Source organism: Brevundimonas sp. AC546 (assembly GCF_979258305.1).
In genome coordinates this window covers 975137-992235 of record NZ_OZ409849.1, presented here as the reverse complement: position 1 = coordinate 992235, position 17099 = coordinate 975137, and the positions used below count along the sequence as shown (strand labels likewise).

Annotated in this window: 19 protein-coding genes; 13 read left to right on the top strand and 6 right to left on the bottom strand. The window is 67.0% G+C overall.

Annotation, left to right across the window (positions count from 1 at the left end; genetic code table 11):
* Positions 1 to 54 precede the first annotated feature (54 nt).
* The 6 genes from panB to ACZZZD_RS05005 all read left to right on the top strand — a co-directional run bounded on the left by panB (position 55) and on the right by ACZZZD_RS05005 (position 5954).
* Complete coding sequence (gene panB / locus ACZZZD_RS05030; protein WP_159850638.1) at positions 55 to 891, top strand: 3-methyl-2-oxobutanoate hydroxymethyltransferase; 837 nt, start codon at positions 55 to 57, stop codon at positions 889 to 891.
* A 79-nt stretch (positions 892 to 970) separates the two neighbouring features.
* Entirely contained in the window at positions 971 to 1741 is a 771-nt protein-coding gene (locus tag ACZZZD_RS05025) for a tetratricopeptide repeat protein (RefSeq protein ID WP_463433189.1), read from the top strand.
* Between the two features lie 26 nt (positions 1742 to 1767).
* Positions 1768 to 3147, top strand: a complete 1380-nt coding sequence (locus ACZZZD_RS05020) for a PQQ-binding-like beta-propeller repeat protein (protein ID WP_463433187.1) — start codon at positions 1768 to 1770, stop codon at positions 3145 to 3147.
* A 31-nt stretch (positions 3148 to 3178) separates the two neighbouring features.
* Positions 3179 to 4798 carry a ribosome biogenesis GTPase Der gene (gene der, locus ACZZZD_RS05015; protein WP_463433185.1) on the top strand — a complete coding sequence of 540 codons (1620 nt, stop codon included), beginning with the start codon at positions 3179 to 3181 and terminating at the stop codon, positions 4796 to 4798.
* Positions 4799 to 4802: 4 nt separating this feature from the next.
* Positions 4803 to 5270 carry an NUDIX hydrolase gene (locus ACZZZD_RS05010; RefSeq protein ID WP_463433183.1) on the top strand — a complete coding sequence of 156 codons (468 nt, stop codon included), beginning with the start codon at positions 4803 to 4805 and terminating at the stop codon, positions 5268 to 5270.
* Positions 5271 to 5327: 57 nt separating this feature from the next.
* On the top strand, positions 5328 to 5954 hold the full coding sequence (locus ACZZZD_RS05005; protein ID WP_463433181.1) for a methyltransferase family protein: 627 nt from the start codon (positions 5328 to 5330) through the stop codon (positions 5952 to 5954).
* Here ACZZZD_RS05005 and ACZZZD_RS05000 read toward each other — a convergent pair.
* The 3 genes from ACZZZD_RS05000 to ACZZZD_RS04990 form a co-directional block, all read right to left on the bottom strand.
* Positions 5951 to 6766 carry a LytTR family DNA-binding domain-containing protein gene (locus ACZZZD_RS05000; protein ID WP_463433179.1) on the bottom strand — a complete coding sequence of 272 codons (816 nt, stop codon included), beginning with the start codon at positions 6764 to 6766 and terminating at the stop codon, positions 5951 to 5953. The two genes, ACZZZD_RS05005 and ACZZZD_RS05000, sit on opposite strands and share 4 nt — an antisense overlap.
* Positions 6763 to 7443 carry a DUF2306 domain-containing protein gene (locus ACZZZD_RS04995; RefSeq protein WP_463433177.1) on the bottom strand — a complete coding sequence of 227 codons (681 nt, stop codon included), beginning with the start codon at positions 7441 to 7443 and terminating at the stop codon, positions 6763 to 6765. Before ACZZZD_RS04995 ends, ACZZZD_RS05000 begins: the two co-directional genes overlap by 4 nt.
* A 74-nt stretch (positions 7444 to 7517) precedes the next feature.
* On the bottom strand, positions 7518 to 8396 hold the full coding sequence (locus tag ACZZZD_RS04990; RefSeq protein ID WP_463433175.1) for an AraC family transcriptional regulator: 879 nt from the start codon (positions 8394 to 8396) through the stop codon (positions 7518 to 7520).
* Positions 8397 to 8540: 144 nt separating this feature from the next.
* On the opposite strand from ACZZZD_RS04990, the gene ACZZZD_RS04985 reads away from it, so the two are divergent.
* Entirely contained in the window at positions 8541 to 9425 is an 885-nt protein-coding gene (locus tag ACZZZD_RS04985; RefSeq protein WP_463433173.1) for an oxidoreductase, read from the top strand.
* A 9-nt stretch (positions 9426 to 9434) separates the two neighbouring features.
* Here ACZZZD_RS04985 and ACZZZD_RS04980 read toward each other — a convergent pair whose 3' ends face one another.
* Complete coding sequence (locus ACZZZD_RS04980; RefSeq protein WP_463433171.1) at positions 9435 to 10190, bottom strand: SDR family NAD(P)-dependent oxidoreductase; 756 nt, start codon at positions 10188 to 10190, stop codon at positions 9435 to 9437.
* Between the two features lie 186 nt (positions 10191 to 10376).
* Between ACZZZD_RS04980 and ACZZZD_RS04975 the strand changes: the two genes are divergently transcribed.
* From ACZZZD_RS04975 to ACZZZD_RS04965, 3 genes are all read left to right on the top strand, one after another.
* Positions 10377 to 10745, top strand: a complete 369-nt coding sequence (locus tag ACZZZD_RS04975) for a hypothetical protein (RefSeq protein ID WP_463433169.1) — start codon at positions 10377 to 10379, stop codon at positions 10743 to 10745.
* Positions 10733 to 11209, top strand: a complete 477-nt coding sequence (locus tag ACZZZD_RS04970) for a hypothetical protein (RefSeq protein ID WP_463433167.1) — start codon at positions 10733 to 10735, stop codon at positions 11207 to 11209. The genes ACZZZD_RS04975 and ACZZZD_RS04970 overlap by 13 nt, the downstream gene beginning before the upstream one ends.
* A 110-nt stretch (positions 11210 to 11319) precedes the next feature.
* Positions 11320 to 12810 carry a replicative DNA helicase gene (locus ACZZZD_RS04965; RefSeq protein WP_463433165.1) on the top strand — a complete coding sequence of 497 codons (1491 nt, stop codon included), beginning with the start codon at positions 11320 to 11322 and terminating at the stop codon, positions 12808 to 12810.
* Positions 12811 to 12834: 24 nt separating this feature from the next.
* Here the strand turns inward: ACZZZD_RS04965 and ACZZZD_RS04960 are convergent, their stop codons facing one another.
* Positions 12835 to 13161, bottom strand: a complete 327-nt coding sequence (locus ACZZZD_RS04960) for a hypothetical protein (protein WP_463433163.1) — start codon at positions 13159 to 13161, stop codon at positions 12835 to 12837.
* Between the two features lie 60 nt (positions 13162 to 13221).
* Here ACZZZD_RS04960 and alr point away from each other — a divergent pair, with 60 nt between their 5' ends.
* Positions 13222 to 14271, top strand: a complete 1050-nt coding sequence (alr, locus tag ACZZZD_RS04955) for an alanine racemase (protein ID WP_463433161.1) — start codon at positions 13222 to 13224, stop codon at positions 14269 to 14271.
* Here alr and ACZZZD_RS04950 read toward each other — a convergent pair.
* A complete protein-coding gene (locus tag ACZZZD_RS04950) occupies positions 14265 to 14894 on the bottom strand; it encodes a Yip1 family protein (protein ID WP_463433159.1) in 630 nt (209 codons plus the stop codon). The two genes, alr and ACZZZD_RS04950, sit on opposite strands and share 7 nt — an antisense overlap.
* Before the next feature lie 183 nt (positions 14895 to 15077).
* Between ACZZZD_RS04950 and radA the strand changes: the two genes are divergently transcribed.
* On the top strand, positions 15078 to 16448 hold the full coding sequence (gene radA / locus ACZZZD_RS04945) for a DNA repair protein RadA (RefSeq protein WP_463433157.1): 1371 nt from the start codon (positions 15078 to 15080) through the stop codon (positions 16446 to 16448).
* Positions 16449 to 16479: 31 nt separating this feature from the next.
* The gene (locus ACZZZD_RS04940; RefSeq protein WP_463433155.1) at positions 16480 to 17076 is read left to right on the top strand and encodes a CvpA family protein; all 597 of its coding nucleotides are present in this window, start codon (positions 16480 to 16482) and stop codon (positions 17074 to 17076) included.
* The last annotated feature ends 23 nt before the right edge of the window (positions 17077 to 17099 follow it).

The following is a 17099-nucleotide window of genomic DNA, read 5'->3' as shown; positions in this document are numbered from 1 at the left end:
ACTTCGCCGGCGGGCGGGCCTATCTGAACCGCGTTCAGACAGGAGGCCCGCCGGATGTCCATTCAAACCCAGGAGACCGTGAAGCGGATCTCCGTTCCCGATATCGCCGGTCGCAAGGGCGGCGAGCCTATCGTCTGCCTGACCGCCTATGACGCGCCGATGGCCGCCCTGCTGGACCCGCACTGCGACGTGCTGCTGGTCGGTGATAGCCTGGGCATGGCGGTTCACGGCCTACCCAATACGGTGGGCGTCACCCTGGAGATGATGATCCTGCACGGGCAGGCGGTCATGCGGGGCGCCAAGCGCGCGATGGTCGTCGTGGACATGCCGTTCGGCTCCTACGAGGGCGGCAAGGAGGTCGCCTACGCCAACTGCGTGCGGGTGATGCAGGAGACGGGCGCCCAGGCGGTGAAGCTGGAGACCAGCATCGAGCTGGCCGAGATCGTCGCATTCCTGGTCAAGCGCGGCATACCCGTCATGGGCCACGTCGGCCTGCGGCCCCAGGCGATCCTGGCCGAGGGCGGGTTCAAGGCCAAGGGGCGCACCGATTACGAGCGTGAACGGGTCATGGCCGAGGCCAAGGCCACGGCAGAGGCCGGCGCGTTCTGCATCGTTATCGAAGGCGTCGCCGAATCGCTGGCCCGCGAGATCACCGAGACCATCGACACCCCGACCATCGGCATCGGCGCCTCGGCCGCCTGCGACGGCCAGGTGCTGGTGATAAACGACATGCTGGGCATGTTCGACTGGACGCCACGGTTCGTGCGCAAATACGCCGATCTGCGCACAGAGATCGACCGCGCGGCCGCCGCTTTCGCCGCCGATGTGAAAACCCGCCGTTTTCCTGCCGAAGTCGAGACCTACTTCTCGAAAAAGCCGGCTTCGCAGTAACGGACGACGTTGCGGGCGAGGAGCCGACCTTCTAGGGTCCGCGCCGGTTTGCTTTTAGCGATTTTGGGGCGACGTTTCAGTGGTTGATGTCTTCGAGCAGGTCGAGGAGGAGCTTCGCTCCGACAAGTTGAAGCGTCTGGCCAAGACCTGGCTGCCCGTTTTCGGCGTGGTTCTGGTGGTCGCCCTGATCGGCGCGTTGGGCTGGTGGGGCTGGGACAGCCTGAACTCCAACAAGGCCGGCAAGGCCGCAGAGGCCTATGATCGCGGCATGGAGGCCCTGAGGGCCGACAAGCCGATGGACGCCCGCGCCGCCTTCGAGGAAGCAGTCAAGGAAGGCAACGGCGCCTACAAGGTCATGGCCCTGCAGCAGCAGGCCGGTCTGGCCGTCAGCGCCAACAAGTTCCCCGACGCCGTCCGCCTGTTCGACGAAGCCGCCAAGGCGTCGCGCGATCCGATCCTGTCGGACCCGCCCGCGCTGAAGGCCGCCTTCCTGATCATGGACACCGCGCCGCTGGCCGATATCGAGGCCCGTCTGACGCCGCTGGCCGAAGACGACCGTCCGCTGCACGCCTTCGCCCAGGAGGCCCTGGCCCTGGCGCGCCTCCAGCACGGCAAGACCAAGGAGGCCCGCGAGGCCTTCGTCCTGCTGCAACTGGGTCAGGATGTGCCGGATTCGGTGCGTCAGCGCGCCCAGATCGCGGTGGAATCGATCGACGCCGGCACCGCAGGCGCGATCAAGCCCATCATCGACGCCGCCGCCAAGGCTCCGCCGCCGGCCGCCGGCGCCGCAAATGCGATGACCCCTTCGGCGCCTGCAGCGGCGGCCGCCGCCGCTCCGGCCGCCCAATAGTGACGACCCCTTACAGGACGCCCCCGATGAACCGAGTTCTGAAAGTCGCGCTGATCTGCGGCGTCGCCGCGACGGTCGCGTCGTGCGGCACCGTGCGCCGCAACCTGCCGTTCGGCCTGGGCGGCAAGGAAGAGGCCGGAGCGACCGCCTCGGCCGGTCAGCGGATTTCCGTGCTGGAGTTCGAACAGACCCTGGCGCCGTCCGCCGCGTTGTCCGGCCGCGACTTCTTCCTGCCGGGACCCCAGGCGATCACGGCCTGGACCCAGCCGGGCGGCACCTCCGAGAACCTGGTCGAGCACGTCATCGCCGCGCCGAACTTCCAGATCGCATGGAAACGCGACATCGGCGAGGGCTCGGCCCATGTCGGCAACGTCATGGCGCCCATCGTGGCCGCCGACGGCAAGATCTTCGTGCTGGACGGCGAATCGACCGTGTCGGCCGTGTCGGCCGACACCGGCGAAGTCCTGTGGAAGGCCAATGTCAAAAACGCCGACCGTGATCGCAACGGCGGCTTCGGCGGCGGCGTCGCCGTGGGCGGCGGCAAGGTGTTCGTCTCCTCGGGCTATCGTTCGATGTCGGCGCTGGACGCCAACACCGGCGCGGTGGTCTGGACCCAGCAGGTGGACGCCCCGATCCACGGCGCGCCGACCGTGTCGGGCAATCGCGTCTTCGTGGTCGATGTGGACAGCCAGCTGTTCGCCTTCGACGCCGCAACCGGCGCCCAGGACTGGACCTATCGCGGCATCGCCGAGCCTGCGCGCGTGATGCGCGCCTCCAGCCCGGCCGTCAGCGGCACGACCGTCGTCGCCCCCTTCGCCTCGGGCCAACTGGTCGCGCTGAGCGCCCTGAACGGTCAGGCCGTTTGGGAAGAAACCCTGTCTCGCACCAGCCGCACCAGCGCCTTGTCGGAAGTTCGCGACGTGGCGGGCCGTCCGGTCATCAGCCGCGGCATGGTCTATGGCGTTAGCCACTCCGGCGTCCTGTCGGCGCTGGACCTGCGTTCGGGCCAACCCAAGTGGCAGCTGCCGGTGACGGGTGTGAACGCGCCTCTGCCGGTCGGCGACGCCGTCTATGTCGTGTCCAAGGCGGGTCAGCTGATCACCGCAAACCGCGATACGGGCCAGATCTACTGGACCCGCGAGCTGAACGAGGGGCGCGTCCGCAAGGAAGGCGGCTTCTTCGGCTTCTTCGACCGCGAACTGACCCCTCAATGGTCGGGTCCGCTGCTGGCGTCCAACCGCCTGGTGATGGTCAACTCGTTCGGCGAGGCCGTGGCCTTCGATCCCAAGACCGGCGCCGCGCAGACGACCCTGAAGCTGGGTGCGCCTGCCTATATCGCGCCTGCCGCCTATAACGGCGCCCTGTACGTGCTGACCGATAACGGCCAGCTGATCTGCATCCGCTGATTTTCAGCCCGAACTAAGCTAGAAAGCCGACATGGCTCTGAAGGTCGCCATCGTCGGCCGCCCCAATGTGGGCAAATCGACACTGTTCAACCGCCTCGTCGGCAAGCGCCTCGCGCTGGTCGACGATCGCCCCGGCGTGACCCGAGACCGGCGCTATGCCGACGGCAACATCGGCGACATGGATCTGACGCTGATCGACACGGCCGGCTACGAGGATGTCACCGACGACAGCCTGGAAGCCCGGATGCGCGAGCAGACCGAGGCCGCGCTGGACGACGCCGAACTGGTCATGTTCATGATGGACGCCCGCGAAGGCGTCACCTCGCTGGACCGGATCTTCGCCGAGCGCCTGCGCAAGGTTCACAAGCCGATCATCCTGCTGGCCAACAAGTCCGAGAGCCGCGAGAGCGGCGGCGGCGTCGGCGAGGCGCACGCCCTGGGCTTTGGCGAACCCGTCGCCATCTCTGCCGAGCACGGCGAGGGCATGGCCGACCTCTACAAGGCCATCCGCGCGGCGTCCGAGGACATCTTCGTCGAAGAGATCGACGAGCCGGACAAGCCGATCCGCATCGCCGTCATTGGCCGTCCGAACGCGGGCAAATCGACCCTGATCAACCGCCTGATCGGCGACGACCGTCTGCTGACCGGACCGGAAGCGGGCATTACGCGCGATTCCATCTCGGTCGATTGGGTGTTCGAGGGCAAGAACATCCGCCTGGTCGACACGGCCGGGATGCGTCGCAAGGCGCGGGTGCAGGAGAAGCTGGAGAAGCTGTCGGTCGCCGACACCATCCGGGCCATCACCTTCGCCGAAGTCGTCATCCTGATGATGGACAAGGACGACGCCTTCGACACCCAGGACCTGCAGCTGGCCGACCTGGTCGAGCGCGAAGGCCGCGCCCTGGTCTATGTCGCGTCCAAATGGGACCTGGAAGAAGAACCCCAGGCGCGCATGGCCAAGCTGAAGGGCATGGCCGAGGACAAGCTTCCACAGTTGAAGGGTTCGCCCTTCGTGGTCCTGTCCTCGCACAGCGGGCGCGGCGTCGAACGCCTGATGCCGGCGGTGCTTCAGGCCTATGACACCTGGTCGGTTAAGGTGAAGACCAAGGACCTGAACACCTGGCTGTCCATGGCCACCCAGCGGCATCCGCCCCCCGCCGTGGACGGCAAGCGCATCAAGCCGAAATACATCGCCCAGACCAAGGCCCGTCCGCCGACCTTCGTGCTGATGGCGAACCGCGCCGAGTCGATGCCCGAGCATTACAAGCGCTATCTGGTCAACTCGATCCGCGAGAGCTTCGACCTGCCGGGCACGCCGATCCGCCTGAACGTCAAGTCCAGCGGCGTGAACCCCTATGCAGAGGGCGGCGCCAAGTCGGGGCCGGAACGCTACAAGGGCGACGCCAAGACCGCGCCGCGCCGCGTCAAGAAGGCGGAGAAGGAAGAGGCGCTGTCCAAGCTGCCCGGCAAAGCGCTGGAGCAGAAGAAGACCCGCAAGCCCCAGCCCAAGGTCCTGGGCGGGCTGAAGTCCAGCGCGTCCAAGAAGGCCGGCTCCTCGGTAGCGGTCCAGAAGGGCGCCCGCGGCGGCGCCCGCCAGGTCTCGCGCTCCGGCCGGGTCCGCACGGGCCAAAAGGGCGGCGCCAAGAAGTGACGGTGTGACCGACGCGGTCGCGCCCGTCCTTCCCGACCGGCCGACCTCGCGGTGGCTGATCCTGGACGGGCAGGGGCGGGTGCTGCTGTTGCATTTCGTCTTTTCCCAGGGTGCTCTGGCCGGTACGGCCTTCTGGGCCACCCCCGGTGGCGGCTGCGAGCCGGGCGAGACCTATGAGGACGCCGCCCGTCGCGAACTGTTCGAGGAGACAGGCCTGATCGTCGATGACCCCGGACCGCAGGTCGCCCAGGTCCGCGTCAGTTTCCGCCTGCCCGACGGTCGGATGGCCGATGTGGACCAGAGGTTTTTCCTGCTGCGCACGGAGGCTTTCGTCCTGTCCTCCGCCGGCTGGACCGAGGAGGAGCGGGACGTCCTAGTGGGCTATCGCTGGTGGAGCCTCGCCGACATCCGCGCCTCGACCGAGACGATCTGGCCGGCGGAATTGGCTGATATCCTGACGCCGCTGATCTAGGCCTTGATCATGTCACGAAAGGCGCGTCAGACTGTCGCACCCAAAGCGGAGCCATTCATGACCACGACCCAGCTCTTCGACCTCCAGGCTGTGCAGAAGGTGCGCAAGGGCGCTGTCCTCGCCGCCTTGCTTGCTCTCGTCGCGCTGACCATGGTGTCCCAATCAGCCAGCGGACTGGACAGCCCGCTGCATGAGGGCGTCGAGGCCGTGGGTCTGGCCGCCATCGTCTTCGCCATCGTCGGCCGCGCCTGGTGCTCGCTCTATATCGGCGGTCGCAAGAAGGCCGAGATCGTCTCGCGCGGTCCCTATTCGATCAGCCGCAACCCGCTCTATATCTTCAGCTTCTTCGGCGCCTTCGGTATCGGCGCCCAGAGCGGCAACCTGACCCTGGCGGTGCTGTTCACCCTGGCGTCGCTGGCGGTCTTTTATCTGACGGTGCGCCGTGAAGAGGCCTGGCTGGGCGCGAGTTTCGGCGCCGACTATGCGGCGTACAGGGGTCGCACGCCGCGCTTCTGGCCCAACTTCGCCCTGTGGCGCGACGAGGCGGAACTGTCGGTGCGGCCGTCCTTCTTCCTGACGACCATCCGCGACGGCCTGGTCTTCCTGCTGGCGATCCCGCTGTTCGAGGCCATCGACCTGGCCCAGGCCGAGGGTTGGCTGCGGGTCCTGGCGCGGCTGCCCTAAGGCGCGCGACCCAGCCGCACCAGAACGGCCTCTCGATAGGTGCGGCTGACCACCAGTTCGGCGCCGCTCTGCATCGTCAGCCGCCATGACCCGTCCGACAGGGGCTGCACACCCTCGACCCGCGCCAGATTGACCAGAGTGGAGCGGTGGATGCGGGCGAACAGGCGCGTGTCCAGACGCGTCTCCAGCGCCTGAAGGGTATCGCGGACCAGGCCCTCGCGCCCGTCCCAGTTCACGACCACATAGTTGCCCGCCGAGGCGAACCATTCCACCGCCCGAAGATCGACCGAGGCGCGGCTTCTGCCGGTCGAGACAAGCAGGCGGGCGTCGTCGGGCTGAACTTGGCGAGCGAGGGCCAGGGCGCGGGTCAGGTGGTCGAGGCGAACCTGAGCCTCGCGCGCCTTGCGCCACTGGGCGGCGGCAAGGCCGACGGCGACGGTCGCGGTATAGAGAAGCAGGGCGACCGGCAGTCGATCAATGATCCGCTCGATCAAGTCGCTTGGCGTTGCGACCAGATGCAGGAAGGTCATGTCGATCCGCGCGCCGAGCGCGGCGATCAGTGGTACGACGGCGATCATCAGCCCGGTCAGGACGCCCGCCGCCTTCCAGCCGGCGCCCCATCGCCGCATCACCAGCCAGACCATCAGGCCGACGGCCAGCCACGGCGCATAGGTCAAACCGGCCCACACCAGGGAGGTCGAAAGGTCCAGTTCCAGCCGGTCCCGCCGAAGATACCAGGCCACCGACGCCACCGTCGCCACATAGGAATAGGCGGCGAACCCCATCATGACGACGGCGACCGACGGCCTCATGCCTGCCCCGTGCGTGTCCTCCGGGCGCGGCGCCGCAGGATCAGGGTCGCCGTCCAGATCACGGCCATGGACTGGAACAGGACGGTCGGCCAGAGCTGGCTCCAGGGCTGCGGCAGGAAGGTCAGGAAGTTGCCGGAAAAGGCGCTGAGCACCGCCGCATGAGCGCTCAGCATCTTCACCAGATGCTCGTATCTCCACAAGTCGGGCGAGAAAGGCCAGTCGCGCGGACGTGAAAATCGCCACAGGTCCCACGCCGCGACCGACAGCGCTCCATAGGCCAGGGCGGTAGACACCACGGGCGGGCCGTCCGAGCGGCCCATGGCGATCAAGGCCAGCACCCAGACGCCGATGCCCAGGGCGCCGAGTGTCGCCGCCCAGTCCAGCGGTCTGGCTCGATCCTGGGGTCGGACATCAGGCCGTTTGCGCCCCAGCACCCGCACGCCCGAAAACAGGGTCAGCGACGCGGTCGCCGACAGCGCCAGGAAATAGGTGTTGAAATGCAAAGCCGTCATCACCCAGGCGCAGGCCAGCAGGATCGTCATCAACACCACGAAGGCGCGGCCCCACAGCCGATGCGCGCGCGACCCCTTGGCGGTCAGCAGCGGAGCGAAGCCGACCAGGACGGCGGCCATGCCGGTCGAGATGTGCAGGACGAGGAAGGGCTGGAACAGGGTCATGTCCGGCCCCTGACCGCTGCGCTCGACCTACAGCAAGGCGTCTGGGACCGGATGCAGGCGTCAGGGACGAAAGGTCAGCCGACCATCAGGGTTTCGCGCATCCTTGCAGCATCCCTGCCCGGAGGCAGGCCGAACTGGCGGGCGTATTCGCGGCTGAACTGGGAGGGGCTGTCATAGCCGACGGCGAAGCCGGTCTCGGCTGCCCCATCGACGCCGGTCAGCAACCGGGCGCGCGCCTCGCGCAGCCGCACCTGTTTGTGGAACTGCAGCGGGCTCATGGTTGTCACGGTGCGGAAATGCCGGTGGAAGGTCGACAGGCTCATGCCCGCCATGTCCGACAGGGCCTCCAGCCGTATCGGCTCGGCGTAGTTGGCGAGGATCCAGCTGATGGCGCGGCTGACACCCGACAGGCGGCTTTCGGCTGAGCCGATCTGACGCACAGTGGCGGCGTGGCGACTGTGGAGCAGCCGCCAGACCAGTTCGCGCTCGATCATCGGCGTCATGACGGCGATCTCGCTGGGTCGGTCCAAAAGGCGCAGCAGGCGCGCCATCGGCTCCAGCAGTTCGTCCTCCAGCCGGGTCACCTGGATGCCGGTCGGCGGCGGCTGATCCGAGGCGTCGGGGGCGTCGATCTCCAGCATCAAGCCGGCGATGGTCGCGGGGTTCAGGTCGAAGCTGAGGGCGCGGTAGGGCGCCTCGACGATGCTGCCGCACACCGGCAGTTCCGCCGACACCACCAGGCAATCGCCGGCCCGATAGGAATAGACCGTCTCGCCCAGGATGGTCTGTTTGGCGCCGCACACCACCAGGCACAGCATGGGATCGTAGGGAACAGCCACCATCCGCGTCGGCGCGTCGCTGCCATACAGGCGCAGGCCCGGCACGGCGGATCGCGACAGATCCGGCGGCGCGTGACGCGCGACGATGTCGGTCAGTTCGGGCAAGAGGCTCATGAATGCATCCAACGCCCGTCTTCGCGTGCGCGCAAGCGGGCGAGGGCGGTTTGACAGGATCGTGCAAGACTTCGCCCGGATCGCCCTAACGCCATTCGCCTGAAACGGCGTCTTCTCCGTCTCGTCAGACAGAGGAGACTTCCCATGACAACGACCACTCAAAAGACCTGGCTCGTCACCGGCGCGGCCCGTGGGCTGGGCGCGGGGATCGCCCGCGCCGCCCTGGGCGCGGGCGACCGCGTCGTCGTCGCCGGCCGAAACCGCGACGCCCTGATCAAGGCCTTTGGCCCTGATAGTGACACGGTCCTGTCCGTGGCGCTGGACGTCACGGATGCGGCCGCCATCGCCGCCGCCGTCGAGGCCGCCGTTGCCCGCTTCGGCCGCATCGACGTGCTGGTCAACAATGCGGGTTACGGCCATCTCGGCATCTTCGAGGAGACGACTTCTCAGGACGCCCGCACCCAGTTCGACACCAATGTCTTCGGGTTGTTCGACATGACCCGCGCCGTCCTGCCGGTCATGCGCGCCCAGCGCTCGGGACATGTGTTCAACGTCTCGTCCGTGGGGGGCATGGTCGGCGGAGCGTCCGGCTCGATCTATTGCGCCTCCAAGTTCGCCATCGAAGGCTTCAGCGAATCGATCGCCCAGGAAGTCAGCCCCTTTGGCGTTCATGTCACCATCGTCGAGCCGGGCTTCTTCCGCACCGACTTCCTGGACGCGACCTCGGTCGTTTATGCCGCCAACCCCATCGCGGACTATGAGCAGGCCTCGGCCGCGTTACGCGACTTCTATGAGGCCCGCAGCCATAACCAGGCAGGCGATCCGGCCAAGCTGGGGCAGGCGCTGGCGGCCTTGGCCAATGCGGAAAACCCGCCGGGGCGATGGGCGGCTGGGACGGACGCCGTGGGCATGATCGAGAGCAAGATCGCCGGGCTGACGACGGAGTTGGAGGCCTGGCGCGACCTGTCTGTGTCGACCGACGGCGACTTCTCGTTCCGCGAGGAACCGGGCGCCAGCGCCTGGGGCTGACCCCCCGATCTAGACCAGCGCTTCCGTCGTCGGTCCGGCCTTCCAGTCGCGGAAGCGGATCGTCAGCGGGGGCGTGGCGTCGCCGCTGGCCAGATCGACGACCAGGGGCCCGATCTCAGACGGGTGGGGCAGACCGGACGGGTCTTCGCCCGGATAGGCCTGGGCGCGCATGGCGGTGCGCATCCTGCCGGGGTCGACGATGCTGACGCGGACAGGCGTGCTCTCGATCTCGTCGGCCCAGGCCTTCACCAGGGCCTCGGCGCCGGCCTTGGTCGCGGCGTACATGCCCCAGAAGGCCTTGGGTGCGCTGGCGATGCTGGTGGTGAAGTGGATGGTGCGACCGGCGTCGGAGGCGCGCAACAGCGGTTCCAGCGAGCGGATCAGGCGATAGACGGCGGTGAAATTGGTCTTCTCGATCTTGGCGAACTCGCGCGGGTCGGCGTGGGACACCGGCGTCAGGCCCGACGGCCCCATGGTGGCGGCGGCATGGACCCAGATGTCCAGCCTTTTGAACCGTTCGAAGATGGCGCCGCCCAGCCGGTCGATGGCCCCGCCGTCCACCAGATCGAACGGGATCAGGGTCGCGTGCTGGCCCGTGGCGGCGAAAATGGCGTCGTCCAGCTCTTCCAGACCGCCCTGTGTGCGCGCAGTGGCGATAACGTGCGCCCCGGCCTTGGCCAAGGCCAGCGCGCTCTCATAGCCGATACCGCGCGAGGCGCCGACGACGAGGGCGATACGGTCGTTCAGGGGCAGGGATTCAGTCATGCCGGGGTGGTAGGAGTGGCGACGCGGCGGGTCAATGTGTTCGACGAACACCCGCTTCGCGCCAACGGCGTTGCACGTTGATCGCAGGGATGGGCTCGCCCGATCCACGCCTTCACAAAGTGCGCCGCAGTTGCGCCACACATGAACGGTCAAGCTTCGACTTCGAGTGTTCGGAAGGGGACCGACATGAAGACCAGAACCATCGCCGCAGGCGTAATCGCGCTTTCGCTCATCGCCGGCGCAGCCAGCGCCATGACGGTGCAGGAGTTCCTGACCACAGCCAACGCCATCCCTCAGAACCCGACGGCCTTGCTGCGCTCGGACACGCGCCGGCTGATGGCCGAGTTCCGCGGCGCCGCCCGCACGGTTCGCGCCGAACAGACCGCCGCCACGACGGCCGGACGACCGCCCGCGACCTGCATGCCGGAAAAGGTCGGCTTCTCGCCGGACCAGATCCTGACCCGCTTCAACACCATCCCCGCCGCGCGTCGCCACATCAGCGTGACCCAGGCGATGCGCGAATGGATGGCGGCGGAGTATCCGTGTCGGTCATGATGCAATGGGCCGCGACTTCCCAGAAGCCGCGCTCGTTCGCGATATTCTTGATCGGCAGCCTAAGCTTGATCGGTGGCATTGTCGGGCTTGGGCTCTTGTCGCCGGGAGAGGGCGCAACACCAGACACCATGCAACGGGCGTCGCCCGTCGCGTTGGCGGCTTTGGGCTTGCTGGTGACGGGATTGGAAGCGGCTTTTTTCACGATCATTCCCATCGAACTAGCTCGACGCTTTCTGAAGAAAGCCTGGATCGGTGCAGGCATCGGCGGCATCGGCTATGTCGTTGTCATGCACTGGGACAATGGGTGGCTGGGGCTGGCGACGTCCGGCTGGATCTGGGCGGTCGTGACCATCGCGTATTTCCTGGATCGCCCGACCTCACTCTTCAGGGCCAGCCTACAGGCCATAGGGCTCAAATGGGTTTTCTGGGCCTTCGCTTTTTCCAGCCTTGTGTCGGCGTCCTGACGAAATCCGTCTGAGGAAATCCGGTTCGTCCCCAGCCCCAACAATCTGTCCACGGCCCATGCGGCGTCCCCGTCTGACGCAGGCGCGTGAGAGGGCTAAAGCGTTAATCGATGAACGCCTTCGCCCCCATGCCCTTCTCGTCCTCGCCCATGGAAAACGGCGGCGTCAGTTCGATGCCGCACAATCTGGAAGCCGAGCAGGCGCTGCTGGGCTCGCTGATGTTCGACAACGCCGTGTTCGAGCGGTTGAACGACCGGCTGCGTGGCGCGCATTTCTACGAACCTTTCCACCAGCGCCTGTTCGAAGCGGTCGAGGATCACATCCGCCAGGGCATGCTGGCCGAACCCACCATCCTGATGGAGCGGTTCAAGCAGGATCCGGCGTTTCAGGAGTTCGGCGGCCTGCGCTACCTCGCCGATCTGGTGGACCGCGCGCCGCCCGCCGCCAACGCGCCCGACTACGCCCGCGTCGTCTATGATCTGGCCCTGCGCCGCGACCTGATCCGGATCGGCGGCGAGATCATCAAGGAGGCGCCCAACCCCGAGACGCCCGCTGACGAACAGATCGAACAGGCCGAACAGACCCTGTATTCGCTGGCCGAGACGGGCAAGCCGTCGTCCGGTTTCGTCAGCTTCTCCCATGCCTTGTCGGGCGCCGTTCAGATGGCGGCCGAAGCCTATCAACGCGAGGGCAAGCTGGCGGGTCTGGCTACGGGCCTGAACGATCTGGATCGCAAACTGGGCGGCCTGCACCCCTCCGACCTGCTGATCCTCGCCGGACGTCCATCGATGGGCAAGACGGCCCTGGCCACCAACATGGCCTTCAACGTGGCCCGCGCCTATCAGTGGGAACCGACGCCGGAGGGCCGCAAGACGGTCAACGGCGGCGTCGTCGCCTTCTATTCGCTGGAAATGAGCGCTGAACAGCTGGCGATGCGTATCCTGGCCGATGCGTCCGGCGTGTCCTCGGACAAGCTGCGGAAGGGCGAGATCGACGCGACCGACTTCGGCAAGCTGCGCGACGCGGCGGTCGAGATCGGCGAAAGCCCCCTCTACATCGACGACACCGGCGGCCTTTCCATGTCCAAGCTGGCCGCACGGGCTCGCCGCCTGAAGCGGACGGAACAGGGGCTGGACCTGATCATCGTCGACTATCTGCAACTGATCACGACCGGCAACACAGGCGGGCAAAAGAACCGGGTGCAGGAAGTGTCCGAGATCACCGGCGGGTTGAAGGCGCTGGCCAAGGAACTGTCGGTGCCGATCATCGCCCTTTCGCAGCTGTCGCGTCAGGTCGAGCAGCGCGAGGATAAACGCCCCCAACTGTCCGACCTGCGTGAATCCGGCTCGATCGAGCAGGACGCCGACTGCGTGATGTTCGTCTATCGCGAGAGCTACTACCTGGGCCGCGCCGAACCGCGCGAGGGTTCCGAAGAACACCTGCAATGGCAGCAGGACATGGACCGCCTGCAAGGCCAGGCCGAGGTCGTCATCGGCAAGCAACGCCACGGCCCCATCGGCATCGTCAAACTGGCCTTCGACGCCGACACCGTCCGCTTCGGCAATCTGGCGCACGGGTATGAAGAGGTCAGTTACGAGTAAGGTGCTTTGACGCCTCCGTGTCTTCTAGCGCGGCATCGAACCGAGAACGCTCAGACCTATAACCGCCGCCCATAGCAATGGTGCAAGGCTCAACCCCAGCGCCAGCCTTGGCTGTCTCAGTCCATAGGCGATCCAGGCCAGGAGCGGCGACACCAGGATGGCGATGGGAAGGGTCAGAACCGTCCAGAAGAAAATCTGCGCCGGGACAGAACGATCAGTCCCGAAGCCCATGAGCGTCGCCGCCGCCACGGCGCCCGCCGGCGCCGTCGCCAGCACACCGCCCACGCTGACGACGATCAGCCATATCAGCAACAACTGGCTGCGCTTCGGCTGATGCGGAACGAAGGTCATGATCAAAACCTAACAACCTTCTCCTCTTCCATCGTCAAAAACTTGGGGCATAACGAGCGGATGTTGACCCCCGCAGTCCTGTCCGTCGATCTCAGCGCCCTGGCGCGCAACTACCATACGCTGGGCGCCGTCAGCGGCCAGCCGGTGCATCCGGTGGTCAAGGCGGATGCCTATGGGCTGGGCGCGCAGGCGGTGGCGACGCGGCTGATGGCCGAGGGCGCGCGGACCTTCTTCGTGGCGCGGGCGGCCGAGGGGGTGCGGCTGCGGGCCGCGTTGGGGCCGCAAGGCTCTGGCGGGCCGGTCATCTATGTGCTCGACGGCTGCCACGGCGACGACGCCGAGAGGCTGAAGGCGGCGGACCTGCGGCCGGTGCTGAACCATCCCACGCAGATGCAGGCCTGGGCGGCGGTGGGCGGCGGGACGTGCGGTCTGCAGATCGACACCGGCATGAACCGGCTGGGCGTCCGGCCTGAAGATGCGCCTGAGGCCTTTGACGGTCTGGCCCTGGTCCTGACCCACCTGGCCTGCGCCGACGAACCGGCAAATCCGATGAACCGACGCCAGCGCGACGCCTTTGCGGGCGTCGTGGATCGCTATCCGGGCGTGATCCGGTCCTTCGCCAATTCCAGCGGCTGTTTCCTCGGACCCGATTTCGCCTTCGACACCGTGCGGCCGGGCATCTGCCTGTACGGCGGCGGGCCCGAGGGGCGGCCCGATCCCCGGATCGCGCCCGTAGGTGCGCTGACGGCACAGGTGCTTCAGGTCCGCGACGTGCCGGCGGGCGAGAGCGTCGGCTATTCGCGCGGATTCATCGCCGATCGCCCGATGCGGATCGCGACGGTGGCGGCGGGCTATGCCGATGGATTGCTGCGGTCCTATTCGCCCAAGGGCGAGGTCTGGATCGCGAACGAGACCCGACCGCTGCTGGGCCGGGTCTCGATGGACGTCTGCGCTGTGGACATCACCGGCCTGGACGTCGCGGTCGGCGATCCGGTTGAGCTGTTCGGCCCGAACCGGCTATTGGACGACGCTGCGGCTGCGGCGGGGACCATCAGCTACGAGCTGCTGACCTCGATCACCCCCCGCGTGCCACGCGTCTATTCTCAGTAGCCGGCGCCCAGGGCGGCCAGACCGGCCGTCGAGGCGACGAACGTCAAGGCGATAGCGCCCAAGATGGCGAACATGACTATGCTCAGCACGATGCCGGCGATCAGGACGACGATGAAATAGACCACCTTCTTGTCTTCCGGGACCTTCATCAGGATCGGCAGGCCCAGGAACAGCAGGACCAGGCTGTAGATGCCCCCGATGATCGACACCCAGCCCAACAGCGGGATCAGGTTGAACACGCCCGCGACCCACGAGGCGGTCGAGGCGTAGACCGCCAGCTTCATCGCCTGCACCGGGCTGGGCGTACCGCCGAAGCTGGACGCCAGGGCGTTGATGATCAGGCCCAGAATGAAGACGCTGGCCAACGACAGGCCATAGGAGACGATGGCGAGGATCAACGCGCTGACGATCGAGGCATGGCCGAATACGATGCCGCCGATCAGGGTCGCGACCGGACCGATGGCGGCCAGGATCATCGCATAGCGGGTGAACAGGCTCTTGTTGGTGGCGAACTCGCCATCGATGCGCAGCCATTCGATCTTGGGCTGCAGCAGGATCCCCTTGACCCTGGCGACCAGGGCCGGATCGACGGCGGGTTGGGAATGGGTCGTCGGATCGGTCATGGCGCACCTTGGCGATGGATAGAGCGGGATGTGACGTTGCGTCGCCTCAAGAAGCAAGGGTGTGCGACAGGTTCTCAATACCTTGTTATGGCAAAGGTTGCGTGTACGTCCGAAACTGTCGTGGAAAACGTGCAAGCGAGATCGCAAAGGCGGTCACGGCCGGCCGATCTGCTAAGGAAGCTCATGGCTCGCGATTCCGCTCTTTATGTCTGTCAGTCCTGCGGCACGGTCCACGGCAAATGGTCGGGCCAATGCAGTTCCTGCGGCCAGTGGAACACGCTGAGCGAAGAAAGTCGTTCGGCCCCGCCCGGCGCGATCAAGCCCTCGGCTGCGGCCTCCGCCCGATCCCGCGGCATTCAGTTCGAGACCTTGCAGTCCGACACGCCCGAACCGCCCCGCATCACCACGGGCGTGGCCGAGTTCGACCGCGTCTGCGGCGGCGGCGTTGTGCCGGGCTCGGCCATCCTGCTCAGCGGCGACCCCGGCGTCGGCAAATCGACCCTGTTGCTGGAGGTCGCGGCCAAGGCGGCGCTGAAGGGATCGCGCGTCGCCTATATTTCCGGCGAGGAAGCCGTCGAGCAGATCAGGGCGCGCGCCAAGCGGATGGGTCTGGCGGATGCGCCGGTCAATCTGGCGGCGGCGACGGCGCTACGCGAAATCCTGGGCACGCTGAAGCGCGAGCATTTCGACATCGTCATCGTCGATTCGATCCAGACCCTGTGGTCCGACGTGCACGAGAGCGGGCCAGGTTCGATCACCCAGGTCCGGGCCTGCGCCGGCGAAATGGTGCGGTTGGCCAAGTCGCAGGGCGTCGCCGTCGTCCTGGTCGGCCACGTCACCAAGGACGGTCAGGTCGCCGGGCCGCGCGTGGTCGAACACCTGGTCGACGCCGTCATGACCTTCGAGGGCGAGCGCGGCTATCCGTTCCGCATCCTGCGCGCCGGCAAGAACCGCTTCGGCGCCACCGACGAGATCGGCGTGTTCGAAATGGGCGACAGCGGCCTGCGCGAGGTCGCCAATCCGTCCGCCCTATTCCTGGGCGAGGGCAAGGAGCGGGCGCCGGGCGCCGCCGTCTTCGCCGGGATCGAAGGCTCGCGCCCCGTGCTGGTCGAGATGCAAGCCCTGGTGTCCAAGTCCGCCTATGGCACCCCGCGTCGAGCCGTGATCGGCTGGGAGACCGGGCGCCTGGCCATGGTGCTGGCCGTGCTGGAGGCCCGCTGCGGTTTCGGCTTCGGCGATCAGGACGTCTATCTGAACGTTGCGGGCGGCTTGCGCATCAACGAACCCGCTGCGGATCTCGCGGCGGCGGCGGCCCTGATCAGTTCGGCGACCGGCGTCTCCCTACCCCAGGGCTGCGTCGTCTTCGGCGAAATCGGCCTGTCGGGCGAGGTCCGCAGCGTCGGCCGGGCCGAAGCGCGCCTGCGCGAGGCGCAGAAGCTGGGCTTCGATCAGGCTCTCAGCCCCACCCTGACGGCCAAGACCAAGGGGGTGAAGGTGACGTCCGTGACGCGGTTGACGGATGTGGTCGAACGAATCTCGCAGAACCGCTATTAGAGCCCGATAACAGCCGCAGGATCCCGCACGCGTGACCGGATACGACGTCTTCGCCATTGTGGTGATTCTGTTTTCCGTCGCCGCCGGCTGGGTGCGCGGCGGGGTGCGCGAGATCATCACCCTGCTCAGCGCGACCCTGGCGGCCCTGGTGGCGCTGATCAGCCTGCCGTGGACCGCCGGCCTCGCCCGGTCGTTCGTGGATCCCGAGTGGGCCGGGTCGATCCTGGCGGCCGTCCTGACCTTCTTCGTCGTCTATTTCGGCCTGCGCCTGATCGGCTCGATGATCTCCAAGAGCGCCAAGGACAATCCGCATCTGGGCGGCGTCGATCGCGTGTTCGGTCTGCTGATCGGCGGCATCCGCGCCCTGGTCCTGATTGGGGCCGTACATCTGGTTATCGTGGCGGCCCTGCCGGGCGAGCGGACGCCACGCTGGCTGACCAATGCGGCCCTCTATCCAGTCAGCGCCATGGGCGCGCGCGCCATCCAGATCGTCCTGCCCAGCCTCGGGCGTGGGGCCGACGCGATCACGCCGGTGGTCGATTCGTCCGTACGCAGGGGGTTTTCGAACGACGAAGCCTTGCCCCGGACGCAATCAGAGCCTAACTCGCGCCGCGAAGCCGCCCCTTAAGTTTCCCCGGTCATCGGAGCCCC